Genomic DNA, 1,502 nt, shown 5'->3' on the forward strand with positions numbered 1-1,502 from the left:
GCGTGGAGGGGCGGGTCCGGGCCGCCCGGAGGGGTCGTCGCGGAACCGTTCCGGACCGTGACGAAACCGGTGCACGGGTCCACGGGGCGAACGCGGTCCGCGCCGTCGCATCTCCCGGGGCGCGTGCTGCCAGACTGGCGACATGAACGTGAATCTGCGCACGGGTGCCGACCCCGCCCGATCGGCGGGGACGCCCCCGGCCGGTACCGGAGACCCCGGTAACGGCGACGGGGTCCCCGATTCGGACGAGTCGCCCGGAGCCCCCGGGCTCCCCGCCACCCCCGATATCAAGGACGTCTGGCGGGCGCGCGAACTCCTGGCGGGGGTGGCGCGGGTGACGGCGATGGAGGGCAGCCGTCACCTCTCCCGACTGGTCGGCTCGGCGGTGCACCTGAAGTGCGAGAACCTCCAGCGCACCGGTTCGTTCAAACTGCGCGGCGCCTACACCCGCATCCACGGTCTGACGCCGGAGGAGCGGGCACGCGGCGTGGTGGCCGCCAGCGCGGGCAACCACGCGCAGGGGGTGGCCCTGGCGGCCACCACGCTGGGGGTGGAGTCCACCGTCTTCATGCCGGCGGGGGCCCCGCTGCCGAAGGTCGCGGCGACCCGGGAGTACGGGGCGCGGGTGATCACCCGGGGGCAGGTGGTGGACGAGACGCTGGAGGCGGCGCGCGAGCACGCCGAGCGCACCGGCGCCGTCTTCATCCATCCCTTCGACCACCCGGACGTGGTCGCGGGCCAGGGCACGGTGGGGTTGGAGATCCTGGAGCAGTGCCCCGAGGTGCGCACGGTCGTGGTGGGCATCGGGGGCGGTGGGCTGGCCGCCGGGGTGGCGCTGGCGGTGAAGTCGCTGCGTCCCGACGTGCGGGTGGTGGGTGTGCAGGCGGAGGGTGCCGCCGCCTACCCGCCCTCGCTGGCCGCCGGTCGGCCGGTGGCGGTGGCCTCCCCGGCGACGATGGCGGACGGCATGAAGGTGGGGCGTCCCGGCGAGGTGCCGTTCCGGGTGATAGCGGAGCTGGTGGACGACATCCGGTTGGTCTCGGAGGACGCGCTCTCCCGCGCGTTGCTGCTGTGCCTGGAGCGGGCCAAGCTGGTGGTGGAGCCGGCCGGCGCGGCGCCGGTGGCGGCGTTGCTGGAGGAGCCGGACCGCTTCGACGGGCCGGTGGTCGCGGTGCTGTCGGGCGGCAACGTGGACCCGCTGGTGCTCCAGCGCACGCTGCGGCACGGCATGGCGGCGGCCGGCCGGTACCTCACGCTCCGGCTGCGGCTGCCGGATCGCCCCGGGGTGCTGGCCGCGCTGCTGGGGACCCTCTCGGAGACCGACGCCAACGTGCTGGCGGTCAACCACGTGCGGACCGACGCGCGGTTGGCGGTGGACGAGGCCGAGGTGGAGGTGCGGCTGGAGACGCAGGGGCCGGAGCACCGGGAGCGGGTGGACGAGGTGCTGCGGGAGAGCGGGTACCACGTCCTGGAGTGAGCCGGACCGGCACGGTCGGCGGGGC

At 75.4% G+C, this 1,502-nt stretch carries 1 protein-coding gene; it reads left to right on the forward strand.

Features of this window, described 5'->3' with window-relative positions; translation table 11 throughout:
- Positions 1–343 precede the first annotated feature (343 nt).
- Positions 344–1,477 (forward strand): threonine ammonia-lyase, encoded by a 1,134-nt coding sequence (gene ilvA, locus FOE67_RS25475; protein ID WP_438874310.1) that lies wholly within the window; start codon positions 344–346, stop codon positions 1,475–1,477.
- Positions 1,478–1,502: the final 25 nt, after the last annotated feature.

Source organism: Streptomyces calidiresistens, from assembly GCF_014141525.1.
Taxonomy (GTDB): domain Bacteria; phylum Actinomycetota; class Actinomycetes; order Streptomycetales; family Streptomycetaceae; genus Streptomyces; species Streptomyces calidiresistens.

What these genes read in the sequence shown, in the direction of transcription:
- ilvA (WP_438874310.1), top strand. Translation starts at nt 344, where the DNA reads ATGGAGGGCAGCCGTCACCTCTCCCGACTGGTCGGCTCGGCGGTGCAC.